This is a genomic window from Dyadobacter luticola, from assembly GCF_005860805.1.
In the GTDB taxonomy this organism is placed as follows: Bacteria; Bacteroidota; Bacteroidia; order Cytophagales; family Spirosomataceae; genus Dyadobacter; species Dyadobacter luticola.
The window spans coordinates 755,160-779,770 of the sequence record NZ_VCEJ01000002.1 but is presented as its reverse complement, the minus strand read 5'-3'; the positions used below and the strand labels follow the sequence as shown (position 1 = coordinate 779,770).

Genomic DNA, 24,611 nt, shown 5'->3' with positions numbered 1-24,611 from the left:
GCTGTACCCAACTTCCCGGTTCAAATTTTACCTTTAATGACAGCCAACCACCAAGAAGTTTTCTTCAAACGTCTTTCGGGACAAAATGAAAAGTACCGCTATAAGTTGCCTTCCAGGGACGATGCGGGCACATTCATTCAAAACCTGATCAATTTTCTATTTCCTATCAGTCAGGATTGCCCAAGTTGTCCTTCCAAAGACCTTGCCATGAAATATGCAGACCTCCGGAGGGACCTGAGCTGCATGTTGCAACCTTTGCTTCCACAACTTGAACGGGATACGGAAGTAATCCTTGATGATATTTTTGCCCAGGTGCCTGAGATTTATGAAGAGCTTTTGAAAGACGCCAAGTCGATTACCGATAATGATCCCGCGTCGGTCAGCATTGAAGAAGTGATTTCGGTTTATCCCGGGTTTATGGCAATTGCCACGTATCGTTTTGCACATTCATTTGCCAAAGCCGGTATCCCGCTTTTGCCGCGCATGCTTACCGAATTTGCGCATAGCCAGACCGGCATCGACATTCATCCAAACGCAATCATTGGACATTCCTTTTTTATCGACCACGGAACTGGCGTCGTGATCGGCGAAACGACAAGAATTGGAAACAATGTGAAGCTCTACCAGGGCGTAACATTAGGCGCCACGCATGTTTCCAAATCGCTGGCTTCCCGTAAGCGTCACCCGACGATTGAAGATAATGTGGTTGTTTATGCCAATGCTACGATCCTAGGCGGAGAAACAGTGATCGGGCATGATTCGATCATAGGCGGAAATGCCTGGTTGGTAAGAAGCGTACCTCCATTTTCCCAGGTTTATCACCAAAGTAAAATAGAGATACGCCCGCAAGTAAAAGCCACCGAAGCACCTGCTACATAATGCTCCGGATAAATCTCCGGATGCCTTCCATGTAAACCGGCTCTGCCTGTGAAAAGGCGTATCTGGGCTGTGTGGTCATGGTAATGCTCACAAACCCGTAGGTCAGGCACCACCATTCATAGTAAGTCTTTGTAACTGCTTCGCCGGATTTCGGACGAAGGCTCGCGATCATTTCCCAAACCGGATTTCCCTTAATGCTCATCGCGTGAGAATAAGCCTTTTTGGAATCGCAGTAAGCGCCGTCGAGGTTGAACATCACTTGAAATATCTCCGGATTTTCTACGGCGAAATTCCAGATACTTTGTGCAACTTCCACCAGCTGTTTCTGGGGGTTGCTGAAATGTCCTTTGATTTTCACAAATTCCGATTGGAGAAAATCAAACCCTTCCAGGCGAATTGCTTCCAGAAGTTTGTCTTTGCTATCGAAATATTCGTAGATAATCGGCGGGCTGTATTCAATCACTTCCGCAATTTTCCGAATCGAGACAGCCGTCCACCCGTCCTCGCGAGCGATGTCTTTGGCTGTTTTAACGATGTCCGAACGTACCTGTATTTTTAGTCGTTCTCTTCGTTCAACTATCCCCATGCTAGAATGTATGTTTAAGGATTGAGTCAGATGATATGCTTTCAAATATACTCATATAGCACTTATGTCTCAAGGGCTTACAAGGTCTATTATGTAAAATTTCTTCCCGTTTTTTCATTCTCTATTCTACAAAGTGCGTCAATGAAATGCAGGCGGCGATTATCAAATTTTGCCAGCGGAAAATTTTTTTAACCCGTAAAAAATGCTTAATCACTCTTACGGGAAGGCGCTGCTTTCTCTATTTTTTCTACCAACCGGTAGTTTGCGTCCTGCGCCCGCACCTTGCCTTTTCCATCGTCAGGGATCCGCAAATTGTTTTGATACAAATCAAGACGCACGGCTTTCTGATTATCATTGACATAATTTCTAAGTACCAGGCGCATCTGGTTTTTCAGGTTCTCATCCACGATCGGAAAACATATATCGATGCGTCGGTGCAGGTTTCTGTGCGTCCAGTCGCAGGATGTCAGAAAAATCTCGTCGTTTCCCCGGTTGCCAAAATGAAAGATCCGTGAGTTTTCAATGTAGCGGTCTACGTGGCGGCTTACGATAATGTTATCACTCAGTGCCGGCAGCCCCGAAATAAGCCCGCAGCTCTCGCTGACAATCACATGCACCGGCACGCCGGCCTGCCCAGCCTGGTAAAGTTTATCGATCAGAATGTGATCCTGTAACTGGTTGATCTTGATCGTGATAAAGGATTTTAGCCCGGCATTACAGTTTGCAATCTCACGGTCGATCAATTCCAGTAGCTTTTTTTGTAATGTGAATTGGGTAACCTGTAAAAAATTGAAAGGCAGGTACTTATACTTCTTTGGTTCATCTTGTGTTGACAAATAGCCAAAGAGCAATTCTAACTCATTAGTGAGTTCTCTATGGCTGGTCAGCAAAGCGTGATCTACAATTTCGCGACTCGTCAATCTGTAAAATCCGCCGGTACCCAGGAAAGCATACCGCTCCCACCCTTTTTGCACTTTCCTTTTTACCAGAGCCATTTTTGCATGCACTTTCAATCCGGGAACACTCAGAACGATCTTCACACCCGCATCCCGCATTTTTTTCGACCACTGCAAATTCTCCTGAATATCCATTTTGGTATTGAGCTCTACGTAGGTAGTAACTCTTTTTCCGTTTCTGGATGCGCTGATCAGGGAATTGAGAATGAAAGAATTAGGGCTGATCTTGTAAAGTGAAACATGGATCTCTCTAACATGCGGATCGACCGCCGCTTCGTTGAAAAACCGGACGATCGGCTCATAAGATTGATACGGCAGGTGCAACAGCTGATCCGCTTTTTGAATTGACTCAAAAACAGAAGTATTTTCATCAAAACCCGGATTCTGGATCGGGCGCTGATAAGGATAGTCAAGCCGCCGAGATAATGCCGGAAACTTGGTAAGATCCTGCATATAGATGTAGTCCCCGCGCTCATGGAATTCATTCATCGGGATTGCCACCTTATTGCTCAGATATTCACGCACATACAGCGGCATACCCGACTCGTGGAAGTACTGGGAAGGCTGCACGAAATTCCGTTTTTCCAGCTGCTTCAACATGCGCTGGGCAATTTGCATCGGGTAATCGTCCTCGATCGTCAGCTCAGTTTCACGCTCAACTCTCAATGTATAGCTTTCCAGAATGTTGTAACCCGGAAAGAGCACCGGCAGGTTTTCACGGATCACATCTTCCATAAATCCCACCTGCCGCTTGCCGTCCAATTCAGGCAATTCCAAAAAGCGGCCAAAAGGCTCGAAGGGCACATTCACAGACGCATACCAGTCTTCCTCCGAATCCTCCCGGTGCTGCATCCGGACTACGAGATACAATTGTTTAGATTCGAAAATGGATGTTTTCGAGCTCCGTCGGGTATCCAGAAAGATGGGTTGCAAATACCTGAAAAGCTTGTCTACAAAGAATTTGCGAAGAAAAAGAAGGTGATCGGCTGCAAATGCTTCCTTGTAATATACATGTACGCCCTGCTCGATTAGTGTAGGCAAGATACGTTTTGTAAGTATCTCGTTAAACTCACCAAGCTGGTTCTCAGTTGTTTCGTAAATGTGTTCGAGCAGGGACTCTGGAAAAATGTTCAGCTTGGTTCGAATATCGTTGCTGACCTCCGCCATCGCCAGTAAATTGGGCACACGAACCCGGAAGAATTCTTTGGTCTGATAAGCATAAATACCCAGCAGCCTGAGCCGTTCCCTTACCGGTACGGTATCGTCGTTCGCTTCCAGTAGTAACCGGTAATTATTAGAAAGCCAACTTAGATTCGTATCGAAATAAGGGTAGGCAACATCAATCATTCAGCGTGGTGAGTAGGTTCGAATTTTGTCACAATATAAATACATTTGGCGGCTAAGAATATAACTTTGCAACACAAAAAATAACATTGTACGATTACCGTCCGACGTTATATTGCCGACGAAAATCTTAATTTTATTACTATGCGCTATCAATTATTAGGCCGGTCTGGTCTTCGGGTCTCAGAGCTTTGCCTGGGTACCATGACCTTCGGCAAAGAGTGGGGATGGGGGGCAGACAAACACGAAAGCTTTAAAATATTTGAAACATTTGCCAGAGAAGGAGGCAACTTTATCGACACCGCCAACCGCTACACAGAAGGTTCTTCTGAAAAATTTGTCGGTGAATTTATTGAAACTGACCGTGATCACTGGGTACTGGCGACCAAGTTTACATTAAAAGACCGCAATGATGATCTGAACTTCGCAGGCAACCACCGCAAGAATATGTTTCGCTCTGTGACGTCCAGCTTAAAACGCCTCAATACGGAATACATTGACCTGCTTTGGGTGCACATGTGGGACAATACCACGCCTGCCGAGGAAGTAATGCGCGGCCTGGATGATCTGGTTTCGCGGGGAATCGTACATTATGTTGGCATTTCAGACACACCCGCCTGGGTAGTTTCGCAGGCGAATACGATCGCTGATTTCCGAGGTTGGAGTGCATTTGCGGCGATTCAATTTGAATATTCACTGCTGCAAAGAACACCCGAGCGTGACCTTATTCCGATGGCAAAAGCACTCGACCTGGCGGTAACTCCCTGGGGTGCAATCGGTGGCGGCGCATTGACCGGAAAATATTTACGCGGGGAAAAAGGCAGGGTGCCCGAAAACAGCATTCGGCGGAACGAGCACAGTAGCATTATTGCACAAACTGTGGTAGAAGTCGCCGACGAATTGGGTGTAACGCCTGCGCAGGTTGCCATCAACTGGACGCGCCACCGCAATCAGGTCATGATCCCCATCATTGGCGCATCCAAAGAACATCAGATGCTGGATTCTCTGGGTTGTCTGAATTTCAGCTTACCCGAAGAAGCGATCAACAAACTCAATGCAGTAAGTCAAATCGAGCTAGGGTTTCCACACGAATTTTTAAAGTCCGATGGTGTAAAAGAAGAAGCATTTGGGGGACTTTATGAAAAGCTGGACAACCATCGGGTTTAATGAAAGAGAGTCAATGATTTAAAAATCAGCCACATAAAGCGTTAAATATTTAGGGGTTAAGATGAAATTCAAAAACGAATTCACCTTAACCCCTCATTTTTAGTATTTCAGTCTTCTTCTATTTGCCCCAACTATCGGGAGCTACCCGCCAGGCGCTCAGGCTTTCTACCTGCGATTCAGTGACGTAGTTGTGTTCCAAAGCAGTTTCGATCAATGCGTTATAGTTGCTGATCGTACTGAGCTTTACATTTTTCTCTTTGAAATTATTGGCGGCGATTTCGAAACCGTAGGTAAAAATGGCGACCATCCCTGCTACCTCAATACCTGCTTCTCTCAACACGTCAACCACTTTCAGCGAACTGCCACCGGTTGAGATCAGGTCTTCGATAATGATCACGGGCTGCCCTTTTTCAAGCCGGCCTTCTATCTGGTTTCCCATACCGTGTTTTTTCGGCTCCGGACGGACGTAGGCGAAAGGTAGTTCCAGTAAATCGGCTACCAGCGCTCCCTGGGCAATACCGCCGGTTGCGACACCTACTACCGCCTGAACATCAGGATATTCCCTCTTAATCAGCTCGGCAAGTGTCTTTTTAATAAATGTGCGGGTGTCGGGATAGGATAATGCTACGCGGTTGTCGCAGTAAATGGGCGAGAGCCAGCCCGAGCTCCATTGAAATGGTTTATCAGGGCTTAGTTTGATCGCCTGCGCTTCCAGCAGCAGTTCTGCAATCCTTTTTGTGATATCCTCGTTGTTCAGCATTATTCTTCGGATTCTTCCTTTTTATTATGATTAGTCACTAACAATTTATCGATCCGGCTGCGGTCCATATCGATGACCTCAAACTCGAAATTCTTCCACTTGAACTGCTCTCCCACTTTCGGAATGTTTTCCAGGATATGCAAAACAAACCCACCTAATGTATTGAAACCTACCAGTTCCCGACGCTCCGCATCCTGAATATTAATTTCAAAATATTGCAGGAAATCATCAAAAGGAAGCTGAGCATCAACCAGATAAGTTCCGTCTTCCCGGCGCACGATTTCCGAAGCTTCTTCAATGTCCTCCGAAATATCCCCTACCAGCGCATCCATAATGTCATGCATTGTAAGCGCCCCGAGGATGCCGCCGTACTCATCGACAATAATCCCAAAATACACCCGCTGCTCCTTGAACTTTTCCAGCGCCTGGTAAGCGCGGTTGCTTTCGGGCAGATAAACCGGATCACGCAAAACAGCCTGCAAATTAGCCAGCTGCGCTTCAATGTCTGTGGCGATCAGGTCTTTAACATACACCAGCCCCACCACGTCATCCACCGTACCGCGGCAAACCGGGTAAATAGAATGTCTTGCGTCAAAAATCTTCGCTTTATTTTCCTCGACCGTATCTTCCAGATCGAGCCAGATTATTTCCTGGCGGTTGGTCATCAGTGAAGTCACTTTCCGGTCGCCGAGCTGGAATACATTGTGTACAATTTCCTGCTCAATTTCTTCAAAGACACCACCCGAAGTACCTTCCTGGATAAGGCTTTTAATTTCCTCCTCCGTCACGGCATTTTCGCTTTGACGAATGTTCAGTACTTTAATAATGAGATCGCTGGAAAACCCTAGTAACCAGATAAATGGCGCGGTCGCTTTTGACAGTAAATTCATCGGCCTGGCCATCACTTTCGAGATCGATTCGGGGTTGGCCATCCCGATACGTTTCGGTACCAGCTCACCCAGAACCAGGGAGAGATAAGTGATTAAAACCAGCACGCCGCCAACGGCCAGCGAATGCTTGTAAGGCGCTAGAAACGGTATTTGTGAGATTGTCTGCTCGAAATCGACCGTGATTTTATCGCCGCTGTACATACCTGTTAAAACACCTATCAGTGTTATACCGATCTGGACGGTTGATAAAAAGCGGGTTGGGGAATTGGCAAGATTGAGGGCTGCTTTGGCACTGGAATCGCCATTTCTGGCTGCTGCTTCAAATCGTGATTTTCGGGAGGACACGAGTGCTATCTCGGACATGGAAAAAATACCATTGAGAAGCACAAGAAGTAGAATTATCAGGAGTTCCAAGAACTTTTTATTTGATATCAGTGCAAATTTATCAATAATAATCTCTGTCTAAACTAAACTCTTTACTTAATTTTGGCAGCTATTCACGTACCATTTGAAAAATGATCATTTTTTTTGACGACCGTCCATTCAAAATTGTACGGACCAATCAGCTCAAAGCAGAGACGGCACATTTCGACCATATCGTCGATTTGCGGCTGGAAAAATTGCAGAAGAGCATGCTTCAGGGCCACGTTTTATTCCTGAATTCCACGGTTACCACGGCTTTTCAGGTAATTCAGCTACTGGAAAAGCAGCTACCTACTGAAATGCTGTCCATTACGATGGCGACCAAGGAAAAATCGCAGGTAGAAGCCAGCATTAAAGGATACTACAAAGTAATCAAAGCCGCGGGCGGCGTGGTCGTGAAAGAGGGGAAATGGCTGTTTATGTTCCGCCGCAAAAAATGGGATTTACCGAAAGGAAAACTCGATAAAGGTGAAAATTCAAAAGTCGCTGCTACCCGCGAAATCGAAGAAGAAACAGGCGTGAAAGCCATTATTCGCAATAAAATCTGTACTACCTGGCATACTTATACTCTCAATAATAACCGCATTCTGAAACGTACCAAGTGGTATCTGTTTGATTGCACCGACGACTCCCACATTCAGCCACAAGCCGAAGAGCAGATCGAAAAACTGGACTGGTACGATCCTGCCGATGCCAAAGCGTTGCTCATTAATTCATACAGCTCTATCCGGTATGTGGTAGATAGTTTGAACAAACAGCACAAAATCAAAGAATTATAATTTTCAACTTTCGCGGTTAAGCCTATTCAGTTCCGTCAGGGAATAAGGTAAAAAGTCATCGACGCCCTGTCCGTAACGGTGCAGGTCTCTGATGATGCTGGAACTGATGGGCGCAAGATGGGGGGAAGTGATCAGGAAAACCGTTTCGATTTCTTCATAGAGGTATCTGTTTACCTGCGAAATGCCGTTTTCATATTCAAAATCCGTCGTGTTTCGAAGGCCGCGCAACAGAAATGTTGCGCCTAACTCCCTGGCTGTGTGTGCAGTAAGGTCTTCGTACGTAATTACTTTAACATTGCCTCTATCCTTGAAAGTTTTCTCGATCATCTCTTGCATGACGTCGAGTGGAAAGTAGCGCTTCTTGGTGGCATTGTTTCCGATGCCGATTACAACCTGGTCAAAAAGGCGTAACCCTCTCAGAACGATGTCTTCGTGACCTTTGGTAAAAGGATCGAAAGACCCCGGAAACAATGCTACGCGCGCCATAAACTGGTAACTCTAAGATGATACAAGATAGGTATTGAACAGGCCGAAATACCGGTGACCAGGAACATCAGCACATTGCGTACTGTATTTCAGGGTTGTGGGCCTGCCTCCCAGCTGCAAATTGGGAAAAAATCTCGAAAGCTCGTGGTAGCTTTCCGACGACGAAGCAATTTCTCCGTAGCACAGGACTTTTATTTCCTCGGGAGAAAAGTCCAGCTGCCCCAATGTAAAGAGGACAATGTAAACCAGCTCCTGTATCTGTCCGTACCTGAACCTGTTACACAAAATCAACCGCTGACTTTCGCTTACCAGCAGTGTGAAATAATCTTTTTCAAAATAAATAGAAGCGATCCGGAGTTCCTGGTGCTCCACGTGGCTGACCAAAGCACCGATTATTAGAGGGCTCGTGAGGTGGTAAAATGCGATGGAAGAATTACCGAAATGGTTCACGATCCAGTCGTACCAGATTCGCGGAACGCTGAATGCATTGTGCCCGTGGATGATGGAAAGATCATGCGAAAGTATGCGCTCCTCGGGCGATACCGGCGAGCCCAAGGCAAAAGAAAGATAATCGGCCGTAGCATTGCTATCAAAAATCAAACTAGGTACTAAACTGAATGCGTGAGAGTTAACTGCAACTCGGACATTCTTCCAGTTAGCCGAAGACCAGAGCATGTGGCCTGCAAATATTTTTTTCAGCTTCTCAAAAATCTCGTCGGCGCTCAGTGCGGTATCAAAACCGTAATCTTCGAGCCAGATACATTCCATATTCTCGTCCCGCACAATGCATAACCGGATCCGGCGCTCGTCAATCTCAATGCATAATGTACAGAGGGGAATGCTGGTAGCATCAAAGGAACTGTCCCCGACGAGCAGCGTAGGAATGATCTCAATGACTTGATTTTCAGAATTTGCCACAATTAAGGGTTAAGTTTTCTATTATTTTTCTAAACCGGAATTTTGTCCCGGAATGTAGTTTTGCAGGTGGAAAACACCGTCCAATGAGCCAATCATCGAGAATATCCGGTGCAGCTGATTGGGAGCGAATTGGGTCAATTCATCCCAGCTCAAAAACTGCACCTGCTCAATTACCTGCCCCTCCGCCGAAAGCTCTGGGTCCTCCCCTGTTTTTAATGTTCCTTCAAAAGAATCGATCTGAAAAAACATTTCAACTGCGTGCAGCGGTGCCTCGATATGTTCATTGATAAACAGCAGCTTACCGACTTTCACCCGCAATCCGGTCTCCTCCAAAAATTCCCGTTCCAAAGCTTCCGTGGCCGTTTCGCCAAACTGGACACCACCGCCTGGCGGACTCCAAAAGAAGGTATCTTTCCCATAAAGCGAATGATTTATAAGCAATATCCGCTCGTTTTGAATGCAAATCCCGCAGACGCGCAGACGCACGTTCTCGCCGTACAAATTCCTTATTTCATCATGAATGCCTTCCAAAGTCGGATTTTTAGGAGCGGCAAAGATAACCATCCGGCCATAATTGGCAAGCAGGAAACAAAAACCAAAGGCTTGCAGCGTCTTTCTATACACCGCAAGCCTTCGCAAAAAATGTTATAAAAATCTCAGGAATAAGGACTTCCGGAAATATAGCTTTCCAAAGTGCTGATATGTTCCTTTTGTTCGTGAATAATTGCCGATACGATGTCATTGATGGATATAATGCCGATCAAAATCCCGTCGCGGTTCACGGGAAGGTGGCGAATGTGCTTGTCGGACATGATCTGCATACATTCTTCGATCTTTTGGTCCGTTTCAACCGTGATCACCTTGGCGGTCATAACTTCCCTGATCAGCGTGTCACGGGAGCTTTTTCCTTGCAGGATCACTTTTCGTGCATAATCCCTTTCAGAAAAAATCCCGATCAAAACATCATCTTCTAGAACCAAAACCGCACCGATGTTTTTTTCAGCCATGAGTTCCAGCGCCTCAAAGACTGTATTGTCCTGCGTGACGGACCAAATCGCGTTGAAAGGCTTGTTGCCCATTACATGTTGTACCAGCATAGTTCTCGAAGGTTTTGGGAGTTGTAAGAATACAGGAATCCTAATATATGGAATGGACAAGTAAAAGTCCAACTAATTCTGAGTATATTTTTGTGAATTTCAATGTGTTTTGATTTTAGTATCCGGTACAGTAGATTCGTTACCATGGATGCCGACAAAATTTTACCTTCCCAGCTTTTACGCAAAAAATTCCCTTTTAAACCTACTGACGGCCAATTTCGCTTCTTCGAGCAGACCAACGATTTTTTGGTTGAGGAGAAGGGATTGGAAAGGTATCGCGACTGCTTCTTGCTGAAAGGTTATGCGGGAACGGGTAAGACCACCATTATCAGCACATTGATTAAGGTCCTGGGCAGTTTCGGTTATAAATCGGTTTTACTCGCGCCAACTGGCCGGGCGGCGAAAGTGATGTCGGGCTATTCCGATAAAATTGCGCTGACGATCCACAAGAAAATATACAAGCAAACTGCCGATGCATTTTCGGGAACATTGGCATTTCAGCGGCAAAAAAACTTTCACGATAATACCTTATTTATTGTGGATGAGGCTTCTATGATCACCGACGAAGCTGATTTTGGAAGCCGAAGCCTGCTGGCCGATCTGATCGAGTTCGTTTTTGAAAATCCAGGAAACAAGCTGATGCTCGTAGGAGATACCGCGCAGCTACCGCCGGTTGGTAAAGAGTTAAGTCCCGCGCTGGACCGGGAATATCTTGAAAAAACATTCTATATGTCTGTTTTCCAGGAGGAATTAAAAGAAGTCATGCGGCAGGATGAACAATCAGGGATCCTCTTTAATGCTACCACGCTCCGGACGCAGCTCGCGGCTGAGAAACCGGAGATTAAAATTACAACCCGCTCATTCCGTGATGTTTTCAAGATGACCGGCGACCGGCTCGAAGAGGGCTTGCGCTATGCTTACGACAAATATGGACAGGAAAACGCGATCATTCTGACCCGCTCCAACAAGGCGGCCGTGCAATACAATGAGTACATCCGGCGCGTGATCCATTTTTCGGAAGACGAGCTTGATGCGGGTGACAGGCTGATGGTGGTTCGTAACAATTATAACATTCTCGACGAAGATTCGCCGGCTGGATTTATCGCAAACGGGGATTTTGTAGAACTCCTGAAAATCCGGAAAACCCAGGATATGTATGGCTATCGCTTCGCCGACGTCACATTGCGACTGACGGATTACGAAAAGCAGCCGGAATTTGATGCAAAAATTTTCCTCGACACGTTACATTCTGCATCGCCGTCGATGTCTGCGGATGACAATCGGAAATTATATGAAAGCGTTTTGGAGGATTATATGGACATTAAATCCAAGAAAGAAAGAGTGGAGGCGCTACGAAAAGATCCGTATTTGAATGCATTACAGGTGAAATTCGCTTATGCGCTGACCGTTCACAAAGCACAGGGCGGACAGTGGGGCTCGGTTTTCATCGATCAGGGTTATCTGCCTGACGAACAGATCAATGCTGAATTTATCCGCTGGCTTTATACCGCCATCACCCGCGCCACGGACGAAGTTTTCCTGATGAATTTTCATCAAAATTTTTTCAAATAAACATCGCTTAATGTGCGCTTCCCGGCACCGAAGCTCTTTGAAGCCGGTCATTTATCGCAAGCCCTAATCCAGTTGCAGGCGCAAATTCCGCGTAAATATTGTCAATCGGCAAACTGTCCAGCTCCCGCAGATAAGCAAACAAATGATGCGCAGCTTCCCGCAAATCGCCCGACGGGCTGAGTACGCGCTGGTTTTCCCTGTCAACATTGTTTATATATTGGTCAAACAAAAGATAGCCTGAAGTTTGATTCTGGCGCGTTTCTATTGTTTCTCTTTTTTCCAAAAAAAGCGGCTTGCGCGGCGCGTAGTGACTTTTCAACATTCCCGGTGCTTTTGGATTCGATGAAGAATTTGGCATTACTTCCACCTCTCCTACTACCCTTTCAATTTCTGAAATTTCCAAACCACCGAGCCGGTAAACGATTACTTTTTCGTCTTCAAAACCCACAATCGTAGATTCCAGACCCACTTCACATTCACCGCCGTCGAGAATGTAAAGAATTTTTTCACCGAGCTGCGCCTGCACGTGCGAGGCATTCGTCGGGCTGATGTACCCGAAAGGATTTGCGCTCGGGGCAGCCAGCGGGAAGTCCAGCTGCCTTAATAATTCCGATAAAATCGGATGATTAGGAACCCTTACTGCCACAGTATCAAGGCCGGATGTGACAAGATCGGGAATGATCTGTTTTTTTGGCAATAATAATGTGAGTGGCCCCGGCCAGAAATTTGTTGCTAGTGCGCGCGCTTTTTCTGAAAATTCCGACACATACAAACCGATTTTTTCAACCGAATCAGTGTGAATGATGAGTGGATCGAAGGCCGGGCGGTTCTTGGTTTCGAAAATGGACAAAACCGATTTTTCATTCAATGCATTTCCCGCTAGCCCATATACCGTTTCTGTCGGTATTCCTACCAGTTCTCCTTTGATTAAAAACTCCTTTGCAATGCTGATATCGCTTCCTATGGTCGCCAAAACAAGTAATCTTTTAGTGTGCAAAAATACGGTCAGTTGAGGTAAAGTCCGCGTATTCTTTTTTAGATTGTTTTTAAATAACCTTGAAAGTCAGCGCCGACCACCCCCGTTACATAATCCGTGTTTATATTTATTGATCTAAAAATACCATCTTAAAAACCCTTTAATTATGTTTCAAATCAAAGAACAACCTACTGTTTTTGATGTTGCCATTGTAGGCTCGGGAGCAGGAGGCGGAATGGCGGCTTACCAACTTGCAAAAGCAGGTGCCAAGGTTGCACTTTTGGAAGCCGGCGGATACTTTGATCCGGCTGATCCTAAATACATTACGCAATTAAAATGGCCTTACGAATCACCCCGGCGCGGTGCAAGCAACCATCGGCCGTTTGGCGATTTTGATGCGGCCTGGGGAGGCTGGGAAATTGAAGGCGAACCATACACGCGTAAAAATGGCACCCAGTTTGACTGGTTCCGTTCCAGGATGCTCGGCGGCCGTACCAACCACTGGGGACGGATTTCACTGCGTTTCGGCCCAAAAGATTTTAAAAGAAAAAGCATCGACGGACTTGGCGACGACTGGCCGATCAGCTACGACGATGTAAAACCATATTATGATCAGGTTGACAAACTGATCGGTGTTTTCGGAACGGTGGAAGGTATTGAAAATGAGCCTGATGGTATTTTCCTACCTCCTCCCAAGCCGCGTTTGCACGAATTATTTATTAAACAGGCTGGTAAAAAGGCGAATGTACCGGTTATTCCTTCGCGACTTTCGATCCTGACAAAACCGATCAACGATCAGCGTGGGGTTTGTTTTTATTGCAGCCAATGTTCGCGCGCCTGCCAGGCTTACGCGGATTTCTCGGCATCTTCCGTGCTTTGTATCCCTGCGATCAAAACCGGCAATGTAACATTGATCAACAACGCGATGTGCCGCGAAGTGATCACCGATCCAACCTCCGGACTTGCTACCGGCGTTTCTTACATCGACCGTGAAAAACTGACCGAACATACGATTAAGGCGAAAGTGGTGGTTTTGGCAGCAAGTGCTGCGGAATCTTCCCGGATCTTACTTAACTCGAAATCAGAGCGTCACCAGAACGGTCTGGCCAATTCCAGCGGCGTTGTTGGACATTATCTCCACGATTCTACCGGTGCTTCGCGCGGCGCATTCCTTCCGCATTTGATGGACAGAAAACGTTATAATGAGGATGGTGTGGGCGGCATGCACGTTTATACGCCGTGGTGGCTGGACAACAAAAAACTGGATTTCCCGAGAGGTTACCACATTGAATATGGCGGCGGTATGGGTATGCCGAGCTACGGTTTCGGTTCTGGTATCGAAAATCTGAATGGTAAATACCCGACCAAAAGCGGCGTAACCAAGCCCGCTGGTGGCTACGGATCTTCGCTGAAAGAAGATTATCGTCGTTTTTATGGTGCCAACATTGGTATGGCTGGCCGCGGTGAAGCGGTGCCTGATTTTAATAATTATGCCGAAATCGACCCGAATGTGGTAGATAAATTCGGTATCCCGGTTCTTCGTTTCCACTATAAATGGTCGGATTATGAGATCAAGCAGGCGAAGCACATGCACGATACTTTCGAGGAAATGATCCATGCGCTGGGTGGTGTGGCAAATGGTGTGAAACCAGGTGCAGATACCAATTATGGCCTTGCGGCTCCGGGAAGGATCATCCACGAAGTAGGAACTGTCCGCATGGGCGACGACCCGAAAACTTCTGCGCTCAACAAATTTTCGCAGGCCCACGACGCGAAAAATGTATTCGTGGTAGACGGCGGATCATTTGTATCTCAGGCCGACAAAAACCCGACCTGGACGATCCTTGCATTGTCGATGAGAGCGTCGGAGTACATTATTAATCAGGTTAAACAAAAGAATATTTAATGTTTGAACACTGTTTCAAATCAAGCTATATATGAAACGTAGAGATTCACTCAAAGCATTAACACTCAGCTCGCTCGGCATCACGGCACTCAGTCCGCAGGTGGCATTGGCCGAGCAAAGGGAACTGGATTTGCAATCCCCACCTGAAACTCCAATTAAGATCCCCGGCGGACGGACCAAGGAAGAAGCAATCCGCGATGCGAAACTGATGCAGGAGAAATTCTTGACGGCGCCGGAGATGGCGACGATCAAAGTTTTGGTTGACATTATCATTCCCGCGGACGATAAATCAGGCAGCGCGTCACAAGCTGGCGTACCGGATTTCATCGAATTTATTGTCAAGGATATGCCGCAAAACCAGACGCCCCTACGCGGTGGCTTGAAGTGGCTCGACCGGGAATCGAACAAAAGGTTTGGAAAAATCTTCACGCTTGCGACCAAAGCGCAGCAGATCCAGATCGTGGATGACATTGCCTATCCTGAAAAAGCGAAACCTGTTTACAGCCAAGGTGTTGCATTTTTTAATTTAATGCGCAACCTGACTGCTTCCGGCTATTATACTTCAAAAATCGGTATTGCCGATCTTGGCTATATGGGTAACACACCCAATGTTTGGGAAGGTGTTCCGGCTGATGTTTTGAAGCAATACGGCCTCAGTTACGAATAGTTTTAGAATTATTTAAAAACAGAAAACCCGCTCGACAATGTGCCGAGCGGGTTTTTGTTTTTATGCTACAAAGAAATTAATACAACTTTGCTCTCTGCTGCTTCACGGTTTCATCTTGCAGGAAATCGTCATAGCTCATCAGCTTATCCAGAATTCCTTTTGGCCCGATTTCAATGATCCGGTTTGCGATGGTATGCACAAACTGGTGATCATGGGAGTAGAACAAAAGGCATCCGCTAAAATCGATCAAACCATTGTTCAATGCTGTAATCGATTCAAGGTCAAGGTGGTTGGTCGGATCGTCCAGCACCAGTGCATTTGCTCCGGATAACATGGTTCTAGACAACATACATCGCACTTTTTCACCGCCGGAAAGTACTTTGGCTTTCTTCAAAGATTCTTCACCCGAGAAAAGCATCCGGCCCAAAAACCCGCGGATAAAGCTTTCATCTTTTTCCTCCGAATACTGACGCAGCCAGTCAACGAGGTTTAAGTCAACATCGAAAAATGGCGTCGGATCTTTTGGAAAATACGATTTGGTGATGGTCACACCCCAGGTGTAAGTGCCTTTATCTGCTTTTTGAACTTCATTAATGATGTCAAAAAATCCACTGATCGCATTAACATTGCGACCAACAAAAGCAATTTTATCTCCCTTATTGATACTGAAACTCAGATTGTCAAAAAGCTTGGTACCATCCTCGGCAGTCTTGGATAGACCTTCAACCCTCAGCAGCTGGTCACCCACTTCCCGCTCCGATTTGAATGCAATGTATGGATACTTCCGTGATGATGGTTTAATGTCATCCACGGTCAGTTTTTCCAGCAATTTGGCACGAGAAGTCGCTTGTTTGGATTTCGAAGCATTGGCGCTGAACCTTCTGATAAAATCTTCCAGTTCTTTACGCTTATCCTCCGATTTCCGGTTTGCATCCTGCCGCTGCTTCAATGCAAGCTGGCTGGATTGGTACCAGAAAGAATAGTTACCCGAAAACATTTGCACTTTACTAAAATCAATATCCACGACGTGTGTACAAACTTCGTCGAGGAAGTGGCGGTCGTGGGAAACAACGATGACGGTATTTTTGAAATCAGCCAGGAAGTTTTCGAGCCAGAGCACGGTTTCTACGTCCAGGTTGTTCGTAGGCTCATCGAGCAGCAGCACGTCCGGATTACCAAAAAGTGCCTGCGCGAGCAGCACGCGCACTTTATCGTTTGAATTAAGATCTCCCATCACTGCATGATGCTGATCCTCGGTCAATCCTAATCCACTGAGTAGCTGCGCCGCTTCGGTTTCTGCTTCCCAACCATTGAGGTCAGCAAATTCTGCTTCAAGTTCTGCTGCTTTTTCGCCGTCTTCGTCTGTGAAATCTGCTTTTTCATAAATTGCCTCACGCTCTTTCATGATCTTGTAGAGACGCTCGTGCCCCAAAATCACCGTATCCATCACCGGATACGAGTCAAATTCAAACTGGTCCTGTTTCAGGAATGTCATCCTTTCGCCAGGGTTCATGCTTACATTCCCAGTCTGCGGCTCGATTTCACCGGAAAGGATTTTCAGAAAGGTTGATTTCCCCGCACCATTCGCGCCGATCACGCCATAGCAGTTCCCAGGGACAAATTTTATATTTACTTCGTCGAACAATATCCTTTTACCGTACCTGAGCGACACGTTTTGAACCGTAATCATCTTATTAACTGATTATTAATGAATGAGACCGCGAAATTACAAAAATCGGGTCGATTTAGCATATTTGAGTAAACTTAAAGCAACAAGGCAGGCCTGATTACAAGCCTGCCCTGCACATTCAAATTGGAATTTTATTATGGAATAACCCGCAAAGTATGCGCGCCTTTTCCTACGCTGATCTTCGCGCCTTGTTTTTTCAATGCAGGTGCATCTCCTTTGGTAACCGTCCAAAATTCGACGCCGCCATTTCCTAAACCGTATTCAAGGTATTCATACACAGCTACTGCCAGGTTCGATCCGTCTTTGTCGAATGCCACGCTCTGCGGATAAATTCCTTCAAATGGATAGTCCGAAACTTTAGTAAGTGCGCCAGTCGGGGCAACTTTGAAAACAGTCAGCGAAGCACCTGATCCGGCGCCGGCCTCGGTCCATGGAGAACCGCTTTTGGCCGCGTTAACTGTCACCAGCAATGTTCCGTCAGGGCTGATCGCGAATGAACCCGAGTTGGTACCAGCCGGTACCTGGCTTGCCACCTTATGCTCGGCCGAGCCGTCCATTGAAAAATCCACTACCAGAATTTCACCCTCGCCCGCCGCTTTGCCTGGGGCACCTTTTGCATCCAGCACGAAATAATGTTTCCCATCGGGCGAGAATCTACCAAATGATGGATCAGTTCCCACTTTCACTGGCTTGCCCACAGGCTCCACATTTTTCAGCTTGCCTGCTTCGCGGATTACTTTGTACAGGCCCACTTCATTGGAGTTATCCAAGGTAAATGCAATAAAATCACCAGACGGATGCCAGGTAATGTCAATGATTTTGTTGGCGGTATCAATCGCAGCCGGCAAATTCAGAAAACGCGCTGGCTTACCATCCGGCCCTGCCTCTATGAATACCAGTTCCTTCCCTACCTCCGTGGTAGTAAGGATCAGCTCATTTTTATTGACATCGATGGAAGTCGGTTTTTTACCTACCGGAAAACCAAATTTTGCTTTTGGGGCGGCAAGGTTCACAATGTCAACTACGAACAATTTTTCACCAGCCGGGAATTCCTTGCCAAGGTCTTTGTATTCAGCTACGCCGTCTTCGGGCTTCACCCTGTTTTCCAGTACATAAGCCAGGCCGCCGTTTACAGGTACGGCCAATGTCTTGGAGTAACCCAGCGCAGAGTTGGAAACCAAAGCGGTCCCCAATCCTTTGGAGCCTCTTTCAACTGGAAATTTGATGGTGGTAAGCTGGTCTTTGGATGTGTTGTCTCTCAGTAACTTTCCATCTACCAACGCCGAAGCCGACATATCCCCGTCCGAAATTACCACGAGGCCGCGTGCATTGAATGTGATGGGCGATTGGGCATAGGATGAAACGCATCCCAAAGCTGCCAAACCAGCGAATAATGCCACTTTTTTCATAAAAAGAATTTAGGTTTTAAGGTGGTTAAAATAAAAGCCAAAGTTGCAAGATACAAAAAAACAAAACCCCGGAAGCGAAGCTCCCGGGGCAAAATGCCTTGTAGAAGAAAAAATTATGCTGCTACTGCAAGCGAATTAACCAATCTGGCCAATTTCGATTTTTGGTTAGAAGCTTTTTTCTTGTGGATAATATTTTTCTTTGCCAAACGATCCAACATTGAAGATACAGTTTTGTAAACTTCAACAGCTACTGCCTTATCAGTCGTTTCACGCAATTTCTTAATGTATGAACGGGTAGTTTTGTGTTGGTAACGATTACGCAAACGCTTGGTTTCGTTAGCGCGGATTCTTTTTAATGCTGATTTATGATTTGCCATTTGCTCTTAATATTTTTCTATCTTTCATTTCGGTGTGCAAAAATAGAAATTGCTTCCTGAAATGCCAAATTTCATAGTAATATATTTGCCAAAATCTTACTTACGCATCCGCTGTACGTCGGACGCCAGATACTCTTCAATGCGGCTTTCCAACTCATTATAAGGAATGTTGCTATGCAGCTCACCTTCCACGGCCAGTGAAATTTTACCCGTCTGCTCGGAGATCACAATGATAATAGCGTCGGTAGCCTCGCTCATACCCATGCCCGCCCGGTGCCTGAAACCCAAAGACGAAGGAACATCTACCCCATCCGCCACCGGTAAAACGCACCGCGCTGCTTTCAAAACACCATCTACAATCACCACCGCGCCATCGTGCAGCTCGCTATACTGATTGAAAAGCGACACCAGTAAAGGTTTCGAAACGCGCGCGTCGAGCAATTCACCCGTCTCTACAAACTTCGTCAGGTCGTCACGTTTGTTGACGACGATTAATGCGCCTGTGAAATTCGCTGCGATGGTTTTGCTTGCGTCCACGATCTCTTTCAGATTTTTTCCCTTCAAATCAAGGGCCGAGTTACCCATCATTTTTTTCAAAAAACCATTATTGGTATATACCGTGGATTTACCGATGATGAGCAAAAAGCGGCGGATCTCCTGCTGAAAAATCACGATCAGGGCCACGGCACCCACACCCATAAAATATTGCAGGATCGCGGTCAGCAGGCCAAGCCCAAGTCCTTTGACCACCAGATAAAACACATATACAAAGAGATAACCCAGAAAAACCCGGCTCGCAATGCTGCCCCGAACGAGGATATATACCTGATACAGAAGAATTGAAACTAAAAAAACATCCAGGACGTCAGCCCAATTGATGTTCAGGAAACCCACACGCATAGGAAAATCAATATTATTTCGCGACTAAATTACTATATTAATGCTTAAAACTGCCAGCGTGCATCCATAGTTTTATGGCTTCCACGGCAGGTTTCACGTCGTGAACCCGCAATATCGAGGCACCTTGTTCCAATGCAAGGGTATTCAGCACTGTGGTACCATTGAGCGCCTCGTCAGCAGAAATTTCAAGTGTTTTATAAATCGTTTTCTTCCTTGAAATGCCTGCGAGCACTGGATAATTGAGCAAACCAAACTCCGACAAATGCCGCATCAGCTCAAAATTCTGCTGAATTGTCTTGGCAAAACCAAATCCGGGATCGATGATTACATCGGCTACACCTGCATTTTTTAATGCTAAAATCTTCTGCTGCAAATCCTTCAAAATATCGGAAACCAGGTGCTGATAATCCGTCAACTGGTTCATGGTTTCCGGCGTACCGCGCATGTGCATCAGAATGTAAGGCACTTTCAGTTTGGCGGCGATTTGAAACATTTCATCATCCAATGTTCCGCCAGACACATCATTAATAATGGCCGCACCTTTCAAAACCGCCCGCTCCGCCACCATTGAACGAAATGTATCGACCGAAATAATCAATTCAGGGAAAAATTTATTCAAAGGCTCTATTGCAGACTCGACCCTTTCGATCTCTTCATCGGTATTGATCGCCGCGGCACCAGGCCGGGTGGAATAACCTCCTACATCAATCATCGTCGCACCTTCTGCGATCATTGTCCCAGCTTTTTCTACAAGCTGATCTTGCGAGCCTACCCGGCTTCCTTCGTAAAAAGAATCGGGGGTAATGTTCAGAATTCCCATGACCACGGGCGTGGACAGATCGAACAGCCTTCCCCGGATGTTGAGCGTTTTTTTGCTAACTTGCATCATTCATTTAGTCTGCCACGGCTATGGAAACGCACATTATACTTGTCTCCAACACTTACGAAGCAGTTAACTTTTATCATTACAGTGAAATCCACAGAAGCGGAATATCAGGAAATCATTCAGTATTGCCAAGATCTTTTTACTAAAAAAAACAAGGATTACGGAACCTCCTGGCGCATCCTGCGCATTCCTTCGATCACCGACCAGATCTTTATCAAAGCGCAGCGAATTCGTACGATCCAGGAAAAAGGCGTCCAGAAAGTGAATGAAGATGTTTCTTCCGAGTTTATCGGGATCATTAATTATTGTGTGATGGCGCTGATCCAGATTTATGCTCAGGAGCAAAATCAGGAGATTGATGACGCCGAACTTGCCAAACTTTACAATATCCAGGTGAACGAAGTGCGTGAACTATTGTTCAATAAGAACCACGATTACGGGGAAGCCTGGCGGGATATGCGAGTCAGCTCGATGACCGACATTATCCTGATGAAGCTGCTCAGGATCAAGCAAATTGAAGATAACAAAGGGTTAACCCTGGTTTCAGAAGGTGTGAAAGCGGGCTACCAGGACATTATCAACTACTCCGTTTTTTGTTTGATCAAATCCAACGCATTGCAAACCAATTGAGCGTAAATGCTTATTTGTCAACTACTTTGAAATGAAAATCGCCGCTCAGATTTCACGTGTCCTCGTCGGATTGCTTTTTATTTTCTCCGGTGCTATCAAGCTGAACGATCCGATCGGCACGCAATACAAGCTTGAAGAATATTTTGAAGTTTTCGCCACCGATTTGCCGGCTATGCACCATTTCTTCATGGGGCTGGTGCCGCTCGCATTATATCTTTCGGTTTTCCTATGTACGGCCGAGGTTGTGCTCGGAATCGCGCTGCTGGTAGGTTATAAACCGAGAACCATTTCCTGGCTGCTGCTGCTGATCATTCTCTTTTTCACATTCCTGACATTCTATTCTGCTTATTTTAATAAAGTGACGGATTGCGGCTGTTTCGGCGCGGCGATCAAGCTAACACCCTGGACTTCATTTGGAAAAGATCTTTTCCTGCTGATTTTGATCCTGATCATTGTTTGGTACCGAAAGAAATTCAAGCCGCTGCCGACCGGGATTGTCGTGGTTTTGTCAACGGTTGCCTCACTTGGAATCGCAGTTTACGCGCTCAGACATTTACCGATTATTGATTTGCTACCTTACCGCGTCGGCGCCAGCATTCCGGCGCAGCTCACACCTTCTGAGCCGCTGAGGTATCAATATGTTTTTGAAAAAGACGGAAAAACGTTTGAATACGAAAAATACCCAAGCGATACTACCTTGGTTTTCAAGGAAATGAATATTCTCAATGAAGACGCGAAGCCAAAAATCACAGATTACAAAGTCTGGAATGATGCAGGCGATTTTACCGAGGAAACATTCAAAGGGAAAAAGCTATTTCTGATCATCAAAAGTTTGACGGATATTAATACCGCAGCGCTTCCCGACATTAATAAGCTGCTGAATAATGTTAAATCAAAAGGCATCGAGCCTGTCATTCTGACTTCCGGAAATAGTGATGAGATCGTCAGTTTCCTGGCTGCGCATCAGTTGACTGCACCATTCTATTATGTAGATGCGACGGTTTTGAAAACGATTTTGAGGTCAAATCCAGGTTTGTGGTTATTGAAAGATGGCGTCGTGAAAGGTAAATGGCATTACAATGATACGCCCACACCCGAGGAAGTGATAGATTTAGTAAAATAGATGAAGAACATTATTCTTGTCGGAATGATGTCTTCCGGCAAAACTACCCTGGGGAAAAAGCTGGCGCGCGCATTGAACTACCGCTTCGTCGATCTGGACAAGTTGATTGAAAGTGACCAGGGAAAACCGATTTCACAGATTTTTTCTGAAAATGGCGAAGCTTACTTCCGGGAAGTGGAGAGCAGATTATTGAAAGAAGTGACTGCACAGCGGGATATTGTACTAGCTTCTGGTGGCGGAACACCATGTTTTTTTGATAACATGTCGGTGATCAATGCGATGGGCGTGAGTATTTATCTCGACGTACCCGCTGCGGAATTAGCCAAGCGGATTGAAAATCATGGAAAAGATGACCGCCCGATTTTATCGGGAGCCGCTTCTTTAAAAGATACCCTCGAAGCTAAGATTGCGGAAAGGACGCCATTTTACTCTCAGGCACATTTTACTTTGCAGGGAGATATTGGGCTGCATCATCTGCTGGAAACGATTCAGCCTCTGTTATAGAAAACAAAAGCCCGGTTATCCGTGCTTTTGTTTTCTACATTTATTTTAAAATATCAGAACAGCATTCCCAAAGTCAACACAGCATTGACGGGTTTGTTTGTGATCCTCACCGAAGAATAATCCTGTACATTACTCAATGTGTAAGGCGTAAAAGCCGATTCATACATTGCCAGGCTGCCCGACAGGTCGGCGAAGAACTTGTTTCCGCGGACGCCAAGACCAGCCGAAACGAGGAATTTGTCACGCTGGATACCATCGCTGTTTTGATACGGGCTCATCAGATAAGCACCACCAACGCGGAACCGCATCAAATTAGCCCGATATTCAGCGCCCAGTCGGAAATTCACGGCATTTCTAAATGAGTCTGTGATCTCATTTTTTGTATCGGTTTTGAAAGCCTGGTTATCGGTATCATTCAAATATTTAGTCCGGACACTCATACCACTGTAACCTACATATTCGACAGTTCCTGTGATAAAACCTTTGTTTTGAAGAAAAACAGTGGCTCCCAAATTTCCCCTGAAAGGACTGGTCATCGAGTACTCAAAATCATTCGGCGCAATCGGGAGCGAAGTATAAGGCGGCGTGATCAATGTTCCATCCGGGCCAGTTACTTTGCCATCCACATACTGGGCAGATACATTCTGCGTGAATGTTTCTTTGATGCTCGTAAATGTGGGGCTCATGATCGTACCGCCAAGCTGAAACATCGGACTGAATTTATAGATAACGCCCAGCGAAAGGTTGATCCCGCTTCCGGTTACATCAAGACCTTCGCCCTGACTCACTGAAATCAGCTCAGGACTATCGACGTAGCTATCTTCAAATGTCCGCGTGTATTTGTACCGCAGCCTGCTGAAACCAATGTTACCGCCGATATAAAATTTATCGTCCAAGTTTCCGGCGTACGCAATCGTCCACTGCGTATTTGCCCCGCTGGCATCCAGCGTACCAAATTGATTTACAACACTATTCTTATCGACCGCCGAATAAGGAAAGCCCGATGTACCCGACGGATTAATGAGGTACATTTGATAGTACGCCGCAGGAACCGAGTAGGCAACCGGGCCGCCCGTGACCGAGCCATTTGCCTCAAAATCAGCTTCGAGCTGTGATACCGGCGTACTTTTACCATTCGCATCTGCAACAACTTTGTCAACGTAAGCGCTGCGGTTGTTCAAGCCGCCGTAATTATAGGTATCATGAAAAGACTGCTGACGCGAAAAGGAAATTCCCAAAGAGGATCTTTTCCACCGTCTTTGAAAACCCGGCTGACTTGCAATCACCAGCGACGCCTGCGAAATGTTGCCGAGCGATTTGCTATTGGAATATGACTGGCCGAGATAATTGCCTTTTGTATTAATGCTGGTAAGCCCCGGGCTGAATGTAAATTCCGACCGGCTGTAAAAGCCAAGCCCTGCCGGGTTGCCGTGAATTGAGCTGGGGTCGCCGCCGAGCGCTGCGTGATTTCCCCCAAGTGCCTGAAAACGAGCCGAACCTGTCTGGTTCATTTCCGAATATCTTAACGCATCTTCTGCATACTGGGCGTGAGAAAGAAAGGGTATGCAAAGAGCCGTCAAAAGTGCTGCCCCTACGTATTTTTTCATCATTGAATTAAGTAAATAGCTGGTTGGGTAAATACTTTTTAAACGAAAACCCTGCAAAATTATGACATCTTGCAGGGTT

At 46.1% G+C, this 24,611-nt stretch carries 24 protein-coding genes; 9 read left to right on the top strand and 15 right to left on the bottom strand.

Annotation, left to right across the window (positions count from 1 at the left end; translation table 11 throughout):
• The first annotated feature begins 36 nt into the window (after positions 1–36).
• Entirely contained in the window at positions 37–879 is an 843-nt protein-coding gene (epsC, locus tag FEN17_RS03280) for a serine O-acetyltransferase EpsC (protein WP_138363866.1), read from the top strand.
• Here the strand turns inward: epsC and FEN17_RS03275 are convergent.
• Together FEN17_RS03275 and ppk1 are read right to left on the bottom strand one after the other, a co-directional pair.
• The gene (locus FEN17_RS03275) at positions 872–1,465 is read right to left on the bottom strand and encodes a TetR/AcrR family transcriptional regulator (protein WP_138363865.1); all 594 of its coding nucleotides are present in this window, start codon (positions 1,463–1,465) and stop codon (positions 872–874) included. The genes epsC and FEN17_RS03275 overlap by 8 nt on opposite strands.
• 206 nt (positions 1,466–1,671) lie before the next feature.
• Positions 1,672–3,768: a polyphosphate kinase 1 gene (ppk1, locus tag FEN17_RS03270; protein WP_138363864.1), complete on the bottom strand. Its 2,097-nt coding sequence runs from the start codon at positions 3,766–3,768 to the stop codon at positions 1,672–1,674.
• A gap of 141 nt (positions 3,769–3,909) precedes the next feature.
• Here ppk1 and FEN17_RS03265 point away from each other — a divergent pair, with 141 nt between their 5' ends.
• A complete protein-coding gene (locus FEN17_RS03265; protein ID WP_138363863.1) occupies positions 3,910–4,932 on the top strand; it encodes an aldo/keto reductase in 1,023 nt (340 codons plus the stop codon).
• A gap of 118 nt (positions 4,933–5,050) precedes the next feature.
• Here FEN17_RS03265 and pyrE read toward each other — a convergent pair whose 3' ends face one another.
• On the bottom strand, positions 5,051–5,692 hold the full coding sequence (pyrE, locus tag FEN17_RS03260; RefSeq protein WP_138363862.1) for an orotate phosphoribosyltransferase: 642 nt from the start codon (positions 5,690–5,692) through the stop codon (positions 5,051–5,053).
• Positions 5,692–6,996, bottom strand: a complete 1,305-nt coding sequence (locus tag FEN17_RS03255; protein WP_138363861.1) for a hemolysin family protein — start codon at positions 6,994–6,996, stop codon at positions 5,692–5,694. The genes pyrE and FEN17_RS03255 overlap by 1 nt, the downstream gene beginning before the upstream one ends.
• A 101-nt stretch (positions 6,997–7,097) precedes the next feature.
• Here FEN17_RS03255 and FEN17_RS03250 point away from each other — a divergent pair, with 101 nt between their 5' ends.
• Positions 7,098–7,784, top strand: coding sequence for an NUDIX hydrolase (locus FEN17_RS03250; protein ID WP_138363860.1), 687 nt, complete (start codon positions 7,098–7,100; stop codon positions 7,782–7,784).
• Positions 7,785–7,787: 3 nt separating this feature from the next.
• Here the strand turns inward: FEN17_RS03250 and coaD are convergent, their stop codons facing one another.
• From coaD to FEN17_RS03230, 4 genes are read right to left on the bottom strand one after another with little or no spacing between them, the layout of a single operon-like run.
• Entirely contained in the window at positions 7,788–8,270 is a 483-nt protein-coding gene (gene coaD, locus FEN17_RS03245; protein ID WP_138363859.1) for a pantetheine-phosphate adenylyltransferase, read from the bottom strand.
• Positions 8,271–8,282: 12 nt separating this feature from the next.
• A complete protein-coding gene (locus FEN17_RS03240; protein WP_229208670.1) occupies positions 8,283–9,188 on the bottom strand; it encodes a DUF3822 family protein in 906 nt (301 codons plus the stop codon).
• Between the two features lie 21 nt (positions 9,189–9,209).
• Positions 9,210–9,827 (bottom strand): NUDIX domain-containing protein, encoded by a 618-nt coding sequence (locus tag FEN17_RS03235; protein ID WP_229208669.1) that lies wholly within the window; start codon positions 9,825–9,827, stop codon positions 9,210–9,212.
• A gap of 17 nt (positions 9,828–9,844) precedes the next feature.
• Complete coding sequence (locus FEN17_RS03230; RefSeq protein ID WP_171037828.1) at positions 9,845–10,285, bottom strand: CBS domain-containing protein; 441 nt, start codon at positions 10,283–10,285, stop codon at positions 9,845–9,847.
• A 144-nt stretch (positions 10,286–10,429) separates the two neighbouring features.
• Between FEN17_RS03230 and FEN17_RS03225 the strand changes: the two genes are divergently transcribed.
• Positions 10,430–11,857 carry an ATP-dependent DNA helicase gene (locus tag FEN17_RS03225; protein ID WP_138363858.1) on the top strand — a complete coding sequence of 476 codons (1,428 nt, stop codon included), beginning with the start codon at positions 10,430–10,432 and terminating at the stop codon, positions 11,855–11,857.
• Positions 11,858–11,864: 7 nt separating this feature from the next.
• Here the strand turns inward: FEN17_RS03225 and FEN17_RS03220 are convergent, their stop codons facing one another.
• On the bottom strand, positions 11,865–12,830 hold the full coding sequence (locus FEN17_RS03220) for an L-threonylcarbamoyladenylate synthase (RefSeq protein WP_138363857.1): 966 nt from the start codon (positions 12,828–12,830) through the stop codon (positions 11,865–11,867).
• Between the two features lie 169 nt (positions 12,831–12,999).
• On the opposite strand from FEN17_RS03220, the gene FEN17_RS03215 reads away from it, so the two are divergent.
• Both FEN17_RS03215 and FEN17_RS03210 read left to right on the top strand, forming a co-directional pair.
• On the top strand, positions 13,000–14,739 hold the full coding sequence (locus FEN17_RS03215; protein WP_138363856.1) for a GMC oxidoreductase: 1,740 nt from the start codon (positions 13,000–13,002) through the stop codon (positions 14,737–14,739).
• Between the two features lie 31 nt (positions 14,740–14,770).
• Entirely contained in the window at positions 14,771–15,406 is a 636-nt protein-coding gene (locus FEN17_RS03210; RefSeq protein WP_138363855.1) for a gluconate 2-dehydrogenase subunit 3 family protein, read from the top strand.
• A gap of 76 nt (positions 15,407–15,482) precedes the next feature.
• Here FEN17_RS03210 and FEN17_RS03205 read toward each other — a convergent pair whose 3' ends face one another.
• From FEN17_RS03205 to folP, 5 genes are all read right to left on the bottom strand, one after another.
• Positions 15,483–17,096 carry an ABC-F family ATP-binding cassette domain-containing protein gene (locus tag FEN17_RS03205; RefSeq protein ID WP_138363854.1) on the bottom strand — a complete coding sequence of 538 codons (1,614 nt, stop codon included), beginning with the start codon at positions 17,094–17,096 and terminating at the stop codon, positions 15,483–15,485.
• Positions 17,097–17,230: 134 nt separating this feature from the next.
• Positions 17,231–18,505: a lactonase family protein gene (locus FEN17_RS03200; RefSeq protein WP_138363853.1), complete on the bottom strand. Its 1,275-nt coding sequence runs from the start codon at positions 18,503–18,505 to the stop codon at positions 17,231–17,233.
• Positions 18,506–18,618: 113 nt separating this feature from the next.
• Positions 18,619–18,882, bottom strand: a complete 264-nt coding sequence (gene rpsT, locus FEN17_RS03195) for a 30S ribosomal protein S20 (RefSeq protein ID WP_082214323.1) — start codon at positions 18,880–18,882, stop codon at positions 18,619–18,621.
• A 96-nt stretch (positions 18,883–18,978) separates the two neighbouring features.
• Positions 18,979–19,782: a diadenylate cyclase CdaA gene (gene cdaA / locus FEN17_RS03190; RefSeq protein ID WP_138363852.1), complete on the bottom strand. Its 804-nt coding sequence runs from the start codon at positions 19,780–19,782 to the stop codon at positions 18,979–18,981.
• Positions 19,783–19,819: 37 nt separating this feature from the next.
• Positions 19,820–20,671 carry a dihydropteroate synthase gene (folP, locus tag FEN17_RS03185; RefSeq protein ID WP_138363851.1) on the bottom strand — a complete coding sequence of 284 codons (852 nt, stop codon included), beginning with the start codon at positions 20,669–20,671 and terminating at the stop codon, positions 19,820–19,822.
• 81 nt (positions 20,672–20,752) lie between these two features.
• On the opposite strand from folP, the gene FEN17_RS03180 reads away from it, so the two are divergent.
• From FEN17_RS03180 to FEN17_RS03170, 3 genes are read left to right on the top strand one after another with little or no spacing between them, the layout of a single operon-like run.
• The gene (locus tag FEN17_RS03180) at positions 20,753–21,298 is read left to right on the top strand and encodes a DUF1599 domain-containing protein (protein ID WP_171037827.1); all 546 of its coding nucleotides are present in this window, start codon (positions 20,753–20,755) and stop codon (positions 21,296–21,298) included.
• 31 nt (positions 21,299–21,329) lie between these two features.
• A complete protein-coding gene (locus FEN17_RS03175) occupies positions 21,330–22,421 on the top strand; it encodes a BT_3928 family protein (protein ID WP_138363849.1) in 1,092 nt (363 codons plus the stop codon).
• On the top strand, positions 22,422–22,925 hold the full coding sequence (locus FEN17_RS03170; RefSeq protein WP_138363848.1) for a shikimate kinase: 504 nt from the start codon (positions 22,422–22,424) through the stop codon (positions 22,923–22,925). It abuts the gene before it with no gap.
• 53 nt (positions 22,926–22,978) lie between these two features.
• Here the strand turns inward: FEN17_RS03170 and FEN17_RS03165 are convergent, their stop codons facing one another.
• On the bottom strand, positions 22,979–24,535 hold the full coding sequence (locus FEN17_RS03165) for an OmpP1/FadL family transporter (protein ID WP_138363847.1): 1,557 nt from the start codon (positions 24,533–24,535) through the stop codon (positions 22,979–22,981).
• Positions 24,536–24,611 lie beyond the last annotated feature (76 nt).

Coding starts and splice junctions, on each gene's coding strand:
- epsC (WP_138363866.1), top strand. CDS start 37: ATGACAGCCAACCACCAAGAAGTTTTCTTCAAACGTCTTTCGGGACAA.
- FEN17_RS03275 (WP_138363865.1), bottom strand. CDS start 1,465: ATGGGGATAGTTGAACGAAGAGAACGACTAAAAATACAGGTACGTTCG.
- ppk1 (WP_138363864.1), bottom strand. CDS start 3,768: ATGATTGATGTTGCCTACCCTTATTTCGATACGAATCTAAGTTGGCTT.
- FEN17_RS03265 (WP_138363863.1), top strand. CDS start 3,910: ATGCGCTATCAATTATTAGGCCGGTCTGGTCTTCGGGTCTCAGAGCTT.
- pyrE (WP_138363862.1), bottom strand. CDS start 5,692: ATGCTGAACAACGAGGATATCACAAAAAGGATTGCAGAACTGCTGCTG.
- FEN17_RS03250 (WP_138363860.1), top strand. CDS start 7,098: ATGATCATTTTTTTTGACGACCGTCCATTCAAAATTGTACGGACCAAT.
- coaD (WP_138363859.1), bottom strand. CDS start 8,270: ATGGCGCGCGTAGCATTGTTTCCGGGGTCTTTCGATCCTTTTACCAAA.
- FEN17_RS03230 (WP_171037828.1), bottom strand. CDS start 10,285: ATGCTGGTACAACATGTAATGGGCAACAAGCCTTTCAACGCGATTTGG.
- FEN17_RS03225 (WP_138363858.1), top strand. CDS start 10,430: ATGGATGCCGACAAAATTTTACCTTCCCAGCTTTTACGCAAAAAATTC.
- FEN17_RS03215 (WP_138363856.1), top strand. CDS start 13,000: ATGTTTCAAATCAAAGAACAACCTACTGTTTTTGATGTTGCCATTGTA.
- FEN17_RS03210 (WP_138363855.1), top strand. CDS start 14,771: ATGAAACGTAGAGATTCACTCAAAGCATTAACACTCAGCTCGCTCGGC.
- FEN17_RS03205 (WP_138363854.1), bottom strand. CDS start 17,096: ATGATTACGGTTCAAAACGTGTCGCTCAGGTACGGTAAAAGGATATTG.
- FEN17_RS03200 (WP_138363853.1), bottom strand. CDS start 18,505: ATGAAAAAAGTGGCATTATTCGCTGGTTTGGCAGCTTTGGGATGCGTT.
- rpsT (WP_082214323.1), bottom strand. CDS start 18,882: ATGGCAAATCATAAATCAGCATTAAAAAGAATCCGCGCTAACGAAACC.
- cdaA (WP_138363852.1), bottom strand. CDS start 19,782: ATGCGTGTGGGTTTCCTGAACATCAATTGGGCTGACGTCCTGGATGTT.
- folP (WP_138363851.1), bottom strand. CDS start 20,671: ATGATGCAAGTTAGCAAAAAAACGCTCAACATCCGGGGAAGGCTGTTC.
- FEN17_RS03175 (WP_138363849.1), top strand. CDS start 21,330: ATGAAAATCGCCGCTCAGATTTCACGTGTCCTCGTCGGATTGCTTTTT.
- FEN17_RS03170 (WP_138363848.1), top strand. CDS start 22,422: ATGAAGAACATTATTCTTGTCGGAATGATGTCTTCCGGCAAAACTACC.
- FEN17_RS03165 (WP_138363847.1), bottom strand. CDS start 24,535: ATGATGAAAAAATACGTAGGGGCAGCACTTTTGACGGCTCTTTGCATA.